The sequence below is a fragment of the Chitinibacter fontanus genome (assembly GCF_013423785.1).
Lineage (GTDB): Bacteria > Pseudomonadota > Gammaproteobacteria > Burkholderiales > Chitinibacteraceae > Chitinibacter > Chitinibacter fontanus.
Genome location: NZ_CP058952.1, coordinates 1,113,245 through 1,127,771 on the forward strand (window position 1 = coordinate 1,113,245; position 14,527 = coordinate 1,127,771).

Annotated in this window: 13 protein-coding genes and 1 pseudogene; 10 read left to right on the plus strand and 4 right to left on the minus strand. The window is 44.9% G+C overall.

The features are described 5' to 3' along the window. Nucleotides 1–515 precede the first annotated feature (515 nt). From nrdD to HZU75_RS17325, 4 genes and pseudogenes are all read left to right on the plus strand, one after another. Entirely contained in the window at nucleotides 516–2,753 is a 2,238-nt protein-coding gene (gene nrdD / locus HZU75_RS05270) for an anaerobic ribonucleoside-triphosphate reductase (RefSeq protein ID WP_180308110.1), read from the plus strand. Next, entirely contained in the window at nucleotides 2,750–3,196 is a 447-nt protein-coding gene (gene nrdG, locus HZU75_RS05275) for an anaerobic ribonucleoside-triphosphate reductase activating protein (RefSeq protein ID WP_180308111.1), read from the plus strand. The genes nrdD and nrdG overlap by 4 nt, the downstream gene beginning before the upstream one ends. An 85-nt stretch (nucleotides 3,197–3,281) precedes the next feature. Next, a complete protein-coding gene (locus tag HZU75_RS17630; RefSeq protein ID WP_180308112.1) occupies nucleotides 3,282–3,452 on the plus strand; it encodes a type IV pilin protein in 171 nt (56 codons plus the stop codon). A gap of 70 nt (nucleotides 3,453–3,522) precedes the next feature. Further along, a pseudogene (locus tag HZU75_RS17325) lies at nucleotides 3,523–3,619 on the plus strand (prepilin-type N-terminal cleavage/methylation domain-containing protein); the annotation flags it as partial. A 69-nt stretch (nucleotides 3,620–3,688) separates the two neighbouring features. Here the strand turns inward: HZU75_RS17325 and HZU75_RS05290 are convergent. Continuing rightward, entirely contained in the window at nucleotides 3,689–3,988 is a 300-nt protein-coding gene (locus HZU75_RS05290; RefSeq protein ID WP_180308114.1) for a hypothetical protein, read from the minus strand. 180 nt (nucleotides 3,989–4,168) lie between these two features. Between HZU75_RS05290 and HZU75_RS05295 the strand changes: the two genes are divergently transcribed. From HZU75_RS05295 to HZU75_RS05305, 3 genes are read left to right on the plus strand one after another with little or no spacing between them, the layout of a single operon-like run. After that, nucleotides 4,169–4,972, plus strand: coding sequence for an ABC transporter permease (locus HZU75_RS05295; RefSeq protein ID WP_180308115.1), 804 nt, complete (start codon nucleotides 4,169–4,171; stop codon nucleotides 4,970–4,972). Continuing rightward, a complete protein-coding gene (locus tag HZU75_RS05300; protein WP_180308116.1) occupies nucleotides 4,972–5,796 on the plus strand; it encodes a hypothetical protein in 825 nt (274 codons plus the stop codon). Before HZU75_RS05295 ends, HZU75_RS05300 begins: the two co-directional genes overlap by 1 nt. Beyond that, nucleotides 5,753–6,655: an ABC transporter ATP-binding protein gene (locus tag HZU75_RS05305; RefSeq protein WP_180308117.1), complete on the plus strand. Its 903-nt coding sequence runs from the start codon at nucleotides 5,753–5,755 to the stop codon at nucleotides 6,653–6,655. Before HZU75_RS05300 ends, HZU75_RS05305 begins: the two co-directional genes overlap by 44 nt. On the opposite strand, the gene HZU75_RS05310 is transcribed toward HZU75_RS05305, so the two are convergent. Next, a complete protein-coding gene (locus HZU75_RS05310) occupies nucleotides 6,652–8,544 on the minus strand; it encodes a hypothetical protein (protein ID WP_180308118.1) in 1,893 nt (630 codons plus the stop codon). The genes HZU75_RS05305 and HZU75_RS05310 overlap by 4 nt on opposite strands. A gap of 16 nt (nucleotides 8,545–8,560) precedes the next feature. On the opposite strand from HZU75_RS05310, the gene HZU75_RS17715 reads away from it, so the two are divergent. From HZU75_RS17715 to HZU75_RS17720, 3 genes are all read left to right on the plus strand, one after another. Then, the gene (locus HZU75_RS17715) at nucleotides 8,561–8,989 is read left to right on the plus strand and encodes a GtrA family protein (protein WP_180308119.1); all 429 of its coding nucleotides are present in this window, start codon (nucleotides 8,561–8,563) and stop codon (nucleotides 8,987–8,989) included. Beyond that, complete coding sequence (locus HZU75_RS05320) at nucleotides 8,989–10,545, plus strand: NAD(P)/FAD-dependent oxidoreductase (protein ID WP_180308120.1); 1,557 nt, start codon at nucleotides 8,989–8,991, stop codon at nucleotides 10,543–10,545. Before HZU75_RS17715 ends, HZU75_RS05320 begins: the two co-directional genes overlap by 1 nt. 247 nt (nucleotides 10,546–10,792) lie before the next feature. Then, nucleotides 10,793–11,848, plus strand: a complete 1,056-nt coding sequence (locus HZU75_RS17720; protein WP_180308121.1) for a phosphatase PAP2 family protein — start codon at nucleotides 10,793–10,795, stop codon at nucleotides 11,846–11,848. Here HZU75_RS17720 and HZU75_RS05330 read toward each other — a convergent pair. Next, the gene (locus HZU75_RS05330; protein ID WP_180308122.1) at nucleotides 11,746–12,504 is read right to left on the minus strand and encodes a type II secretion system protein; all 759 of its coding nucleotides are present in this window, start codon (nucleotides 12,502–12,504) and stop codon (nucleotides 11,746–11,748) included. The two genes, HZU75_RS17720 and HZU75_RS05330, sit on opposite strands and share 103 nt — an antisense overlap. Beyond that, entirely contained in the window at nucleotides 12,498–14,432 is a 1,935-nt protein-coding gene (locus HZU75_RS05335; RefSeq protein WP_180308123.1) for a hypothetical protein, read from the minus strand. The genes HZU75_RS05330 and HZU75_RS05335 overlap by 7 nt, the downstream gene beginning before the upstream one ends. Nucleotides 14,433–14,527: the final 95 nt, after the last annotated feature.

The window sequence follows — 14,527 nt, forward strand, 5'->3', positions numbered from 1 at the left end:
CACTCCAAATCCGCAACATAGCGTATTCCACGATTGCCCGAGACAGGCCGAAGAATATCATTGTCGCCAGTAGTCGCAAAACTCAGCATTGCATTTGTCACCCGCACAAAGGGCCAAACACTTGACCCTTCACACACGAATCAATGCCGACATCATGTCAGCTTTCGGAACGGTCAGTCAGAATTTGATTCTGGTCAAAAACCACATATTTAGCGCACACCAAGCATATAAAACACCATATATTGTGTTTACGCATTAACGCCAGTGCTGCGTACTGCATGCTTGAAATAGCGCCCCAATCTTGCAGCAACAGCACTTAGCCACTACGGCGCAGAACCGAGTTTGTCTCGATTTTGGGCGTTATACCGCTGAATGAGCCACTTGGGGCGAGCGAATGGGCTCGCCCGCTTTTTCGCGCAACTCAACTGCGCGACAGCTTATTCATGCATGTTTGCATCAATGTTCGGCCATCGATTTAGCGCCGATACACACCGTTTACAGGGGAAGCCAAGCTCATGCTGAAAGTCATCAAACGCGATGGTGCCAAAGCCGCTTACGACGGCGCCAAAATCTTTGAAGCCTGCCGCCGTGCAGCAACTGCAGCACGCTACCCAGAGCCGGAGCTGTTGGCCGAAGAGATTACCGCCTACGTGGAAGATGAATGCCGCAAGCTAACTGAAGCTGATTTATTTAGTAAAACCCCCTCTCAACTCGATATCCCTACCATTCAGCAGCTCGTTGAAGATGCGCTGATGGAGCAATACCCGGAAGTTGCACGTATATATATACAGTACCGATCAGATCGCGATCGTATTCGGGCACAGGGCTCGGAGCTGCATGCCAAACTGATGGGGCTAGTGAATAAAACTGACAAGGAAGCCACCACTGAAAATGCAAACAAAGACGCCAATGTTTTCCCGGTGATGCGCGACTTAATGGCTGGCATCGTTTCCAAGCAATTTGCCAGCACCTTTTTGCCCAAAGATATTTTGGAAGCGCACAACAGCGGTGATATCCATTTTCACGACCTAGATTACTCACCGTTTCTGCCATTTACCAACTGCTGCTTGGTCGATTTGAAAGGCATGCTACAAAACGGTTTCCGGCTGGGCAACGCCAAGATCGAAAGCCCTAAATCAGTGGGCGTGGCCTGCGCCGTTACCGCGCAAATTATCGCGCAAGTAGCCAGCCATCAATATGGCGGCACAACGATTCCCAATATCGACCAAACCCTTGCACCGTATGTATTAAAAACCTATGAGAAAAATTTAGCGATTGCCGCCGAATACCAGATCCCCGATGCTGAACGCTACGCCAAAGAGCGCACCGAAAAAGAAGCCTACGATGGCATTCAGGCCTGCGAGTACGAAATCAACACGCTGTTTAGCTCAAATGGGCAACAACCATTCGTGACATTCTCATTCGGCATGGGCACCAGCTGGGCAGAACGGATTATTCAGCAATCCATTTTACGAGTACGCATTAAAGGTCTAGGCAAAGAAGGCACCACCCCTGTCTTCCCCAAATTGGTGTTCTTCATCGACGAAGGGATCAACCTCAAGCCAACCGACCCTAATTACGACATTAAACAGCTCGCACTGGAATGCACATCCAAACGGATGTACCCCGATATTATTTCGGCTAAGCTCAATCGCCAGATCACTGGTTCTAGCGTTCCGGTATCACCCATGGGCTGCCGCAGCTTTTTACCTGCTTGGCGCAACGCAGCGGGTGAAGAAGAACTCGACGGTCGCAACAATCTGGGCGTGGTCAGCCTAAACCTGCCGCGTATCGCGATTGAAACCAAAGGGGATCTAGCACGCTTTGAGCAATTACTGAACGAGCGCCTTGAAGTGTGCTTTCGCGCGCTGCATTTGCGCATTGAACGTCTCACAGGTGTGAAAGCCAATGTAGCGCCAATCTTATATACCGAAGGCGCCTTCGGCATTCGCCTGCAACCTAACGACGACATCATTGATATTTTCAAAGATGGGCGCGCCTCAATTTCATTGGGTTATATTGGTCTGCATGAAGTTGGCGTATTACTGTTTGGCAACCACCCTGCTCATAACCCAACGGCACAAGCCTTCTTGCATCAAATTGTGCAAACCATGAGTGAAACAGCCAAACGCTGGAAAGCCGAGACCGGTTTTGGCTATTCGCTGTATTCAACGCCGAGCGAATCACTATGCCATCGCTTTTGCAAACTCGACTATGAGCGCTTTGGCGAGATTGCCGAAGTCACCGATAAAGGCTATTACACCAACTCATTCCACTTAGATGTACTGCACAAAGTTAATCCATTTGAAAAAATCGATTTTGAAGCGGGCTACGCTGAGCTCGCCAGCGGCGGGCATATTACCTACGTCGAATTACCCAATATGAAGCACAATCTGCTGGCACTGGAACGCATCTGGGACTACGCCATCACCAAAGTGCCGTATTTTGGCAGTAATACTCCCGTTGACGCGTGCGGAAAATGCGGCTTTATGGGCGAAACATTAGCAACGGCTAATGGATTTACCTGCCCAGAATGCGGCAATCACGACAGTGCGACACTTTCCGTCACCCGTCGCGTTTGTGGCTACCTCGGCAGCCCTAACGCTCGGCCATTTAATGCCGGCAAGCAAAAAGAAGTGATGCGCCGCGTAAAACATTTTGGCCAAGCAAAATACAGCCATGGGTATACGGACAAAGACGACACCAGAATAGGCCCACAGAGCAATACCCAAGAATTATCACCCGTATTATGAACTACGACCGCTACTACACCCACGATCTAGTCAACGGACCCGGCATCCGCGTGACGCTGTTTGTCACCGGATGCACCCACGCCTGCCCCGGCTGCTACAACCAATCGACGTGGGATAGAAAATCGGGCTTACCTTTTACGTCACAAATGCAACAAGAACTACTCGACGCCTGCGAGGGGCATGACGGGCTAAGCCTATCCGGAGGTGATCCACTTCACCCCGCCAACCGCGAAGCGGTTCTAGAGCTCTGCAAAGCATTCAAAGTTAGGTATCCCGAGAAGAATATTTGGCTGTGGACAGGGTATTTATATAAAGAAGTAGAGAAACTGGAAGTATTTGACTTTGTTGATGTCGTGATCGATGGCAAATATGAACAAGATAATCCTGCAAAAGCCCCCTGGAGAGGATCTAGAAATCAAAACCTCGTGATTCTTCCAAAATAAGCAACTAGCCATCGAAATGGCATACAAACTGCTTCGACCCAAAGTTAAATGGCCACGATTGTTTAACAAATTCAGGGAGGCAAGAATGAAAGGTTTTACCCTCATTGAACTGATGATTGTACTTGCCATCATCAGCATCCTCGCTGGCATTGCCATTCCTCAATTCACGAGTTATCAACGTTCAGCCTGGGATAAAACTGCGCAATCCGATCTCAAAAATATTCTTACCCAAGCTCAAGCTGGGAGCGAAGAATAAATTGGCATGCTAATTGCTTGATAAGACATGAAGTGGAAACACAACCCACACCCTTAATAAGGAGCCTCACATGAAACACCTGCAAAAAGGTTTTACACTGATTGAATTGATGATCGTTGTTGCAATTATTGGCATTCTAGCAGCGATTGCAATTCCACAATTCTCTGAATACACCAAAAAAGGTCATGACAAAGCAGCTCAGTCAGACCTGAAAAATGTGATTACACAATCTGTGGCTAACTCAGCCCAATAATTAAGCTGATGCCCTTAAAATTTGGAGAATTCAACATGATCAAACATATTATTACTGCAGCAAGCCTCTCATTGATTGCATCTGTAGCTTTTGCGGCACCAAATCTCTGCACAGGCTCAACCTCAGCTGGTTCCGGTAGTGCTTGGACTGTACCAACCCCAGCTAAATTCGTTGTAACCACATTTACCCCAAAATGTTCTGCAAGTGTTTTTGTTGAAGGCGCGGAAGACACTACTAGATTTTGGGGTTCATCAGGCTCTGCAAAAGGTAAAACCACATTCATTGGCAATACAGCTGGTGGTGCAGTAACAAGCAGCACAGCGTGCGATGCCACAGGCTGCACCGCAGCAAACGTAACAGGGTCACTAACTAACGCTGCAAACTTGGGTTCATAATAGTTGCATCTTGACTAAGTTGCGCGCCCCTGCTACTAATGGGGCGCGTTTTTATTTCTTGGCTCACTATGTTCGCTCTTATAAAAAGCTCGTTACAAATCGGCTTACGCGGCAACACAATTCGTGGCATCGCTTTATTTGGAGCCTTTTTAATTTTTCTCGCCTATTTAACTGGCAGCTTTTCTCCACGACAGCCGCAAACGGTTGCCCTAGATGTTGGTTTTTCATTTTTACGCATCACACTCGTTTTTCTAGCTATTTTTTGGATTCAGGAACTGATTAGCAAAGAAATCGACAAAAAGACCATCTATTTCACTCTTGCCTACCCAATACCACGCTGGCAATATTTGATCAGCCGCTACATTGCTGTTTTAGCCTTGAGCGCAGTTTTCACCCTCATATACGCGCTGATGCTGCTTATGGCTGCCACCTATGCCAATACGGAATATCAACAGCAATTTATAGTCAATTTGGGTGCGCCGTTTTGGTTCACACTACTTGGGCTCTATCTAGATGTTGCGGTCGTTACCTCATTTGCCTTGTTGGTAGCCACATTTGCCACCACCCCGCTACTCCCCTTGGCACTTGGACTAATTTACGCCATTGCAGGCAAAGGGCTAGGTGCTGCGCTAGAATACATTCACGCTGGCGCGGATGGTAATGCAAAAATGGTTTCCAATTTCAAGCAATTACTAGATGTCATCAACTGGCTAATCCCAGACCTATCCCGACTTGATTGGCGCATAAGTGCACTCTACAACTTGCCGATTAATTACTCTGCCATGGCTTTGAGTTGTTTGATGGCTATTAGCTACATCTGTATTTTGTTAAGTCTAGCGGCACTAATTTTCCAACGCCGTGAGAGTTTTTGATGCGCCAAGAACTGAAAATCTGCAGCGCATTAATACTTGCAATTGCCGCATTTATCCCGACCCATTTAGCAGTAAAAGAATTAACGCGCGCCAAATTAGCCGATGAAATCAATACCGCGCTACCACCTTTAGTACAAATTGCATTCGCACTTGGTGATCGCAATCTAGCAGCCAATGTAAGTGGACTACGCAGTTTAGTTGTAAGCACCAGTAATATGCAATCATCGCAATACACCGTGCTTGCCCGTGTACAAGCCGATACCGCTTGGCTAAACCCCATGCATGAGGACAACTATTATATTGCAGCAGCCATCCTACCTTGGGAAGGCCAGCTCGCCCCCACACAATTTATTCTTGAACGGGCCCGTCTCAGTCGCACATTTGATTGGCAACCAGGATTTTACGAGGGCTTTAATATTTATCATTTTGATAAAGCCCCTGTCAAAGCTGCTGATACTTTAATCAAGGCCGCACAAAATGCTTTAAGCGAAAATGATAAACTAACCTTGTTGAATATCGCGGCACGCTGGTATGAGAAAGGCTACGAACCAGCATTAGCCAAAAATGTCGTCGAGGGAATGGCAAAGCAAAGTAACCACCCCGAGTTTCGTGCCTACCTCGAAACACGCTCAAAACGTCTCGAAATATTAGAGCAACTACAAATGGCAGCAAATCAGTACCAAAAATCCAACGGGAAACAGGCAATTAACTTTGAAGAACTCCTTGAGGCTCGGCTAATTTCTCAGCTACCAACTGATCCATTCGGTTTTGGCTACTACTTTGACCGAGAAGGCAAACCCCAACTTCGAAACACACCTCAATAAAATGACTACAGCCCTATCAATCCTTGAACTTTCAAAGAGCTATAAAACAAAGACAAATGGGGTTAAATTAGCCGTCAACCAAATCAGTCTTGAATGTGCCCCCGGTGAAACCTTCGGCTTTATTGGCCCTAATGGTGCGGGGAAAAGCACCACTATCAAAATATTAACCGGTGTGATCCAGCCCGATAGCGGCCATGCATATATCTTCGGCAAAGACATCAGAAATCCTCAATCTCGCCAAGGTGTCGGTTATGTACCTGAAAATCCATATTTGAATGACAGCTTAACCCCTTTTGACATCCTCTCCTGCACTTTACAAATACATGGCAGCAAACCAGAACAGCCCGCCAAGCACATTATGCACTGGCTTGAGGAGCTCGACATTGCTCAGGTATCAAAAAAGAAAATCCGGAGTTTTTCTAAGGGTATGACTCAGCGCACTGCGATAGCTCAAGCCCTATGCATCAATCCTAAGCTACTGATTTTAGACGAACCCTTATCAGGACTAGATCCCATTGGACGCCGCGACGTGATTCAATTACTCAACAAATATAAAGAACAAGGAGGCTCAATTTTTATGACCTCACATGTGCTCTATGATATTGAACAGCTGGCGGATAATGTTGGATTTATAAAAGATGGGCAACTCACAATTAACCCTCTTGCCAACAATCAGCAAACACTTCGAGTTAAAACGCGTGGCATTCAAGCACTAAGTGGCGCACAGCAGACATCTCACAACATTTGGGAACGCACAATTGACCAGCAAGGTTTGAGTACATATGTCGCCCATGCGACAACGCTGCACCACACACTAATAGAAATCACGCCAGAGAACCGACTTTCAAGCTTGTTTTAATTAACGCGATAAGGTCGATCATAAGTATCAGCACCCTCTCGAACAACTGCACACCCATACGAAAACCACAATCCATCATCCACCAACAAAGATGTGATTTTCTTAGCCCCTAAACTAGGATAATTTTTCCGCAAAAAAACGACATCTACATTTGACTTCTTGCATAAATGGATCAAGTCTAAACCTGACAACCAGGCTGCACCAGAAAGCCATTTAGCCGAATGTAGATCCCATCCTTCTTCCTTATCGAACAGTACGTTTTTAGGCACCCTAGGCGCAATAGATTCGACCCAAGCCATCCTTCTCCACAAATTTAAAGCATGCTCTTGATAAAATGCAATGCCAATTGCCTGAATGCTACCGACATAATTTGCAGCCCTCAATCCGAACCACACCCACTCTGCATGATCGGGCCAGAAAACAACTTTGCCTTCAAATTCATTTTGACCCAGACTTTGATCAAGCGAGTAACTTAATTCCGTTTGAATTTGCCTTACTCCTCTCTGATCATGAGAGACCAAAGCAAAAATAACAGTCAAACACAGCACTGCAACCTTAGCGATCCAATGAGTGACCAACGAATAAGTCACTCCGCAGGCAAGCGGCAAAAAAAAGATTGGTAACCATAGATAAAAGGCTTGCCCCATGAAACGTAGCATTAGTAATTGCTCGGATATCCCCCCACCCCGCAACCAGCCACAACAAACCAACCAAAGTGTCAGTATGATTAAAGTACTTAATTGGACATCAGCACTCTCAAACATCGGTTTCAAGTATCTGGGTCGAAATGCAAGACACAAGCCCAGAATCAATAAGACATATTGCTGCTGCGCGCAAGCTACTATCCACACCCCCCCAAACCATATAACGAAAAATCGCTGCTTCGAGGGTGCAACCTGCCGCAAAATATCCGCGATAACCACAAACACTAACACTAAACCAACGGACAATATACGCCAAGGTTGCAGTTGCAAAATCAAAGCCACAGGCAAAATCAAGCTGCAAACCAGTGAAAGCAATATGCACAGAGCAACAACAACTAACGCAGAAAAGTAAATCTCTCGATAAGAAGCCAATCTCCAACCCAAAATTAAAGATGACATCACCAACACGATGGGAAACCATTGAATACTGTGCATGGACTTAACAACAACAATTCTTGATGTAGACCGCACCAACTCAAACCAAACTCCACTCATGTTCGGCAAAGACAGCATGAGGAGGAAAAGAATCACGCCTATTACAGCAACCCAAATCCATTTGCTATTTAGCTTTAATAACTCCGTAAAAATAATGATTGTCACTGCACCCGCCCCCATCAAAGGATGAAGGATGAGCGCCATAAGAGAGCATATCCCGACCATGACACTCTTTCTTCTCAAGTACAAATAAAGAGCAATGCATGCCAGACCTAAACTAAAGGGTCTAGCCGTTGCAAAATTTTCATTTAAATACAAGTCTAAAGAAGGAAAGATAGAATAAGACAGAGGGAGACAAACGAGCATCAGCACAAGAATGAAGCGATAACATCCCTGCACAAAAAATCCAATCAAGGCGTACAACGCCAATATCCAAAACAATCCTCCAAACATAGAAACAATAAATGCGCCATGCATGACGGAAAATAACTTAAGTACTTTTAGATACAAGTAAGGAAAAATAGTAAAATTCCCTTGCGATCCATAAGCAAACCAAAGCTCCCCTACAAACCACTGTGGATTAGCCAAATGATAGGCCTGTATCAGATAAACTCGAGCATCATGCCAAATTCCTCGATAAGGGTGCGCAAGTACCCAGCAAGCAAACAACACAATCACAGAACCCAGATTCCCAACACCCGAAGCCAAAGAGGCATAACTTTTGCTTAAATTCTTCTGTCGATTTAACACTACGGCTATTCCTAAAATGAGCCTATCACGCCACCTATCACGCCAATTCCTCTCCTACCTATTTGTAGGTGGGGCAGCCTTTGTCGTTGATTATTCAAGCATGATCTTTCTAGTTGAACGTTTAAGTTTTAATTATATTGCTGCAGCAATAAGCAGTTTCATGATTGGACTGCTAGTTAATTTTTTTCTTTGCAGAAAATACATTTTCAGCAGCATCATAAACTCGTTGCAAATGGAGTTTATGCTTTTTTTTATAACAGGAATCACAGGCGTAATTCTATGCCTTAGCATTCTACACCTACTAGTAAGCGTTTACCATATAAACTACAAGGATGCCAAGTTAGTTGCCACAGCTGTAGTTTTTGTGTTCAACTTCTTATCAAGAAGAGTAATAATTTTCTCACACACCCCATTATCTAAAATGCTTAATAAATACCAAAAATAATGAATAAACATATTATAATCATCGGAGCTGGCCCAGCTGGATTAACTGCGGCTTACGAACTTCAAAAACTTTGCCCCAATTGTAAGTTAACCATAATTGAAGCCGATACCCAAGTAGGCGGGATATCTAAAACGGTTCAATACAATGGAAATCGGATGGATCTCGGTGGTCATCGTTTTTTTTCGAAATCTGCTTGGGTAATGCAGTGGTGGGCCTCTATTCTACCAATGGAAGGATCCACCAAGAACAATCATATTAAATATCAAAACCAAACACTAGAAATTTCACCATTCACAGCAAACAATACACAAATTGATAGCTCAGATAAATTCTTATTAAGACCCCGCCTTTCTAGAATCTACTTTCTCAGAAAGCTATTTGACTATCCAATTAAATTAAATTCAAACACAATAAAAAACCTAGGCATCAAAAGAATACTCAAAATCGGCATAAGTTATTTAAAAGTAAAAACAAACCCAATCAAAAATGAATCAAGTCTAGAAGACTTCATCATCAATAGGTTCGGCCAAGAACTTTACCTAACTTTTTTTAAAAATTACACAGAAAAAGTATGGGGAGTACCTTGCAATAAAATTAGCGCAGACTGGGGCGCGCAACGCATTAAAGGGCTATCAATAACCGCCACACTCAAACATGCCATTAATAAATTGTTTAACCAAAAACATACAGCAAAGAACACAAGCCTCATTGAACAATTTCTATATCCCAACCTTGGCCCAGGGCAAATGTGGGAAAAAGTAGCCGATAAAATCACAAAAAATGGCGGTTCAATTTATTTAAACACGAAGGTAACTAGAGTTTATAGGGACAATCAAAAAATTACCTCTGTTGAAATACTAAAAACTGATGGTTCAACTGAAATAATTGCTGCCGATGAATTTATTTCAACCATGCCCGTTCGAGAGCTAGTTAATTGCACCCTTCCTACTGCACCCGACAATGTACTAAATATTGCCCAAGGCTTGATGTACAGAGATTTTTTAACGGTAGGTTTAGAAGTAAAAACACTCAATTCACCCCAAAAAATTAACGGTGAACAGCAAAAATTAAACGACAATTGGATTTACATTCAAGAACCCGATGTCAAAATTGGTCGCTTGCAGATTTTCAATAACTGGAGCCCCGATCTCGTTAAGAACAAAACAAATTATTGGCTGGGCTTGGAGTATTTCTGCCAAGAAGGAGATGAAATTTGGAGCAAAAATAATGCTGATATGATTAGCTTTGCAAGCGCTGAGCTAGAGAAAATTGGTCTAATTAATCAGAGCGACGTGATTGATGGCACCGTTGTTCATGTACCTAAAGCATATCCGGCGTATTTCGGCACATATATTCAGTTTGATACAATAAAAAAATGGACACTCACCTTCAACAACTTATACTTAATTGGTCGCAATGGCATGCATCGCTACAACAATCAAGATCATTCGATGCTTACAGCCAAACTTGCGGCCGAATCTATAGCAAATGGCATCGATCTTCGCGAGGAAATTTGGAAAGTAAACCTAGATGACGAATATCATGAAGAAAAATAATAACTCTCAAGATACAATCCAAACTAAATAATTATTAAGCAGCCTTATAAAAATCAACAGTAACAATTTATTTCGGAAAAGGTAATAAAAGCGTACTGGTGGGGCTGCATAGGATTAATATGCACCAAGGCCTCACCAATAAACATAAGCAGCAAGCTCCACCACTTGCCAATAAGCTCTCCATTCATAACCCAGCAACACATCTATTGTTACCAGTCACAAACACCAAGAGGACTGTATTTCGAAGATGAAAACAAAAAACATTCTTTCGTGTTATTTTAGAATCAAGCTGCTTCCATTAGAAATATTGTCTTTATCTGCGACAACGATTGCACTAACCCTCCACTTCTTACTAAAGTTAAAATTTTACTCCCCGGGGTTCCAGCCGACAATTTTTTCCATAAAACACTACTTAATTGGGGTGGCTATTTCATATACAATATTAATTACCAGAACAACTAATGAAAAAGGAAAAACCAACGCACTCAGAAACATTCTCTCACTGACATTGATAATCTACTTACATTTCCAATTCAAACTTTGGTCATCAATAATCAACAAGAACAACTTCGATCAATTTTACCAATCACTTGACAATTCAATCACACCACTATTAACCATTATTAGCTTTATCAATCTTGGGTTCTCACCAATCAAATCCGCCATAGAAAATCCATATCACCATCTATTTGTATCATTATTCTTTATCTCTTTTATTGTACAAAGCATTAAAAATCATCAAAAAGGGATCGATGAATTATTACTGAGCTTCTCTTTAGTTTTAGTACTTGGAGGGCTCTCCTACTCTTTAACTCCAGCCTTCGGCCCATTTGTATTTGATGTACAGAATGCAAACTTAGCTCAAATCTCGATGCTAACTTTTTCTTTAGATTTTCTAGCTTCTAATGGTCAACACTATATAAATAATAATTTTATTATGCCTCTTGCTGCTATGCCATCTTTACACACAGCACATACATTAACGCTCTACCATTATGCACGAAGGGACTCACGAATTTTGAGCTACCTGTATATTCCAGTTGTCATCTTTATTTTGACGGAAGCGATAACTTCGAAGTGGCATTACTCTTTAGATATAATCGTAGGAATCATACTTGCAAAGATCTGTATTGCAATCACAAACAACGTTTATTCTGCTAAAAATCTGACTATTCCCAATCATTTATCTGCGAAACAACGTCAAGGTAGTTTTCTCGCAAGAATTGCTAGATATAATAGTTGGCTATTGGGCAGCCAGGTCATTAAATCATCAAAAGATAGATCAGGGGTGTCACACCGATAGCTTGTATCCCCATTCCGATTTTCATTTTCATCAGTAGTGGATAGATTCCCTTTTTCTCCTTCGGAGAAAATAACAACCACCGCATTATTGACTAGCACCCGGGACGTCACCGCAACGCCATCGCGACGTGTTGCCGATCTTAAGGTGAGCAAATTGCTGCCACTTTGTAATGTGAAGCAGGGTTTATTACTTGCTAGGCCGCATGTTGTGCCTGGAGTCGGGTTCGAGCCCGCAAAATCACCGGTATAGCTTGCGGTGCCGCCAGTTGGGTTGGTTGCCACCGCATACTTAAGGCGTCGTCCCCACGCATCCAACTCTGGCAAACCCAAATCCCGCCATGGCAAATCACCATAGCTGCGTACGCATCGATATGCATTGGCATCGCCAGCGGGCTGACGTTCTTCTTGCCCGGCAGTTGCATCTGTATTGGCCAGAGCTGGGTCAGCTGGGCAAGGTAGATGATTATTGGCTAGCGCAAACCCCAACAGCGCCTCATTGGCTCGTTCAAGCATTTGCTTGGTTTCTACACTACGCTGCGTGGCAAGCTGGCCACTTAAGGCGCCCAGCCCTGATGCTAATAAGATGCCGATGATCACCAGTACAATCGCCATTTCGGCGAGGGAAAACCCTTGCTGCTTTCGAATGCCATTTAACATTGTCGCTTCCTTTCACTACAAACGCCTTGCCTGCAGGTGTATAACACGTCATTACTGGTGCAGCTGGGGGTCACATACTGGCGATCAGTGGGCGACAGCCATTTATTTTGATTACTAACATCCTCAAGATACAGACTTAGATCGGTGCTCGCATTGGCTGCCAGCACTAGATTATTCGCCCGTGTCACCCGTGCCGCGCCAGGCAGAATAAAGAGTGCATCTATGCTGTTATCCGTCACGCCATCAATGACAAAACTACTGGTGCAGGTATTCCCCTGTTTAACCGAATATAAAATTGCCCGATGCCAGATATTCTGCTTAAACCAAGTCGGTAATTGATCACTGGCCACCACCGGCAACCTACCCTGCCCAGTCCAGTCATATTGCGCGCGTGGCAACACGCCAGTGCATAAATCAACCTTACTGCGACAACCTGTGCTGCTAGTGTAAAGGTTGTTATCTCTACAGCTACTATCACCCAAAATATCTGCCGGATAGGGGTAAGGCGCCGGAATCGACGAGGGTGATGCGCTAGGGGAAGGTGTGCTGGTCATTAAGGGTGTTGGGGTAGGCGTAATGACTGGGAGCGGTGATGGCGTAGCTGTGGGAGCAGGTGTTGGGCTAGCGGTTGCCGCAGGCGAGCCAGAACAAGCACCTGCGGACTCCCACTCGCTATTGCTTGCCGACGGGGCTCCACCACCAATGCCAATTTGATAAATTGCCTGCCAGTTTTGACCACCATAACTGGCCACATCATTTTGCAGGTAGGCCGTCCCGCCACTGTTCCTACCATTCGCAGTCCACGCGGCAGCACAACTCATTGCGCATGACGCGCCTTTATTCCACTGCGATGGGTTACCTTGTGCTGGGTCGATACCCTGTGACCAGGTTGCTGCGGTGTAATTATAAAAATTACCACTATTGCCAGGCGAAGTGCTTACCATCATTCCGGTGCTGTATTGCTCTGCAGCCAACCATAGCTGGCGGCAGATACTTGCATCGGCATAATCCACCACCGCAGCTGCGGCTACTGCCGCTGAGTTCGCCCCTGTCATTCCAGCTTTGCCAGCCACCATAGCAGCGCTTAACACCCCGGGATAACTAGCATCAAACGCCTGATAATACAGTTGCAATTGGGTAGCAATTGCCACCCCAACCCTAGCAGCCGCCAAATCAATTAACTCTCGCCCAGTAATCACCACAATCTGATCATTGAAATCATCAGCAAGTGATGCGCTGACATATGGGCCGCCAATGGTTGCATTGCTATAAGCGCCAGCCCCCTCAAGATATTGCGCAACAGCGTACGGTGAGTTTCGAAGCTGATTACCGATGGGTGGCCCAGCGCTAAAGATCAGGGCGGCAGGGTTTTCACCCTGCGCTGAAATTTCCTGCCCCTGCTGAAATAACTGCAAAACACTCAAGCTATCGCTATTGATTTTGCGCGCCTCAGTATCTTGCGTGCGCACAACAAACCCATAATCGACTGAATACCAAAGCGGCTCACCATAGGCATCCACCAACTTGGGGATACCAAGGGTTTTCCAAGGTAGCCAACCAATGCGCGCAGCTGGGCTCGCGGCGCTATTACAACTGGTGATTGAAGTACCGATGCTATTAATAGCGGTTTCGTTGGGATTAGCGGGGCAAGGTAATTCAAGGGGGGCGCAGGCTCGCCCATTAGCGCTCGAACTAGGCGAGCAGTTACCCGTACCCACGGTGCCATCCCGCGTCAGCGACCAAGCCAGTAATGCTTCGCGCGCCTGCGCCAGAATAATTGCATTTTGCTCGCGCCGCACGGCTTCGGGGTCACGGGGATTACGGCTAGCCAACAGCAAGCTAGCAATGCCCACCGTCAAAATGAGCATTAACACCAACAATACCGCACCATTTTGTCGGCACTTTGCGCCAGCTCCTGGATACTGCATCCGGTATATACCCCTCAATCAATACTAGATTGACCTACAAGGCAATACCCGGCATAGCCTTGCAAACCAAACTCTTCATTTATCTTGAAGGTATA